This is a genomic window from Pseudomonas sp. IPO3749 (assembly GCF_013386605.1).
Lineage (GTDB): Bacteria > Pseudomonadota > Gammaproteobacteria > Pseudomonadales > Pseudomonadaceae > Aquipseudomonas > Aquipseudomonas azotoformans_A.
Window position 1 is genome coordinate 1 of the sequence record NZ_JACARN010000163.1, and the last position, 713, is coordinate 713.

Here is a 713-nt window from a genome sequence, read left to right on the forward strand (position 1 = left end):
GCCTCGGTCTTGAGTGTTGCGCGTCGGGCGGCGCAGCCGTAGCGGCCCCAAATCCATTGGGGGCCGCTTCGCAGGCTCAGGCGCGAATCGACGCCAACATCCGCTCCAACATTGCATCACACCTGACCAGTTGTTCCATCTTCACAAACTCATCCGGCTTATGCCCCTGGTCCATGCTCCCCGGGCCGCACACCACCGTGGGGATACCCACCGCGTCAAACAACCCACCTTCAGTGCCAAACGCCACTGTTCCGAACTCCCGCGAACCGGAAAACGCCGCGATCAACTCTGCCGCCTGGCTGCGCTCATCGGTGACCAAACCTGGGTAGGCCGACAGCTCGGTAAAGCGAATCGCACTCTGCGCACTTACCGCCTGCATGCGCGGCAACACCTGCTGCTCGGCGTAGGCCTTCAGTTCATCCGCGACCTTGGCCGGGTCCTGCGACGGCAACGCACGCACCTCAAAATCAAACCGACAATCCGCCGGTACGATATTCAGGGCCTTGCCACCGCTGATCACGCCGGTTTGCACCGTGCTGAACGGCGGATCAAACCGCGCATCCTGGGTCTCCCGCAGACGCTGGCCGATCCTTCCCAACTCGCCAATCAGCTCGGCAGCCTGCTCAATCGCATTCACCCCATACGGTGCGTAGGCCGAGTGGCACGCCTCGCCATGCACATCGCAGCGCATGGCCAACTTGCCCTTGTGGCCG

At 63.0% G+C, this 713-nt stretch carries 1 protein-coding gene; it reads right to left on the reverse strand.

Annotated features, from left to right (window positions below; genetic code table 11):
• Positions 1–76: 76 nt before the first annotated feature.
• The coding region (locus HX812_RS31935) for a M20/M25/M40 family metallo-hydrolase (protein WP_178949166.1) at positions 77–713 on the reverse strand (637 nt) is incomplete at its 5' end.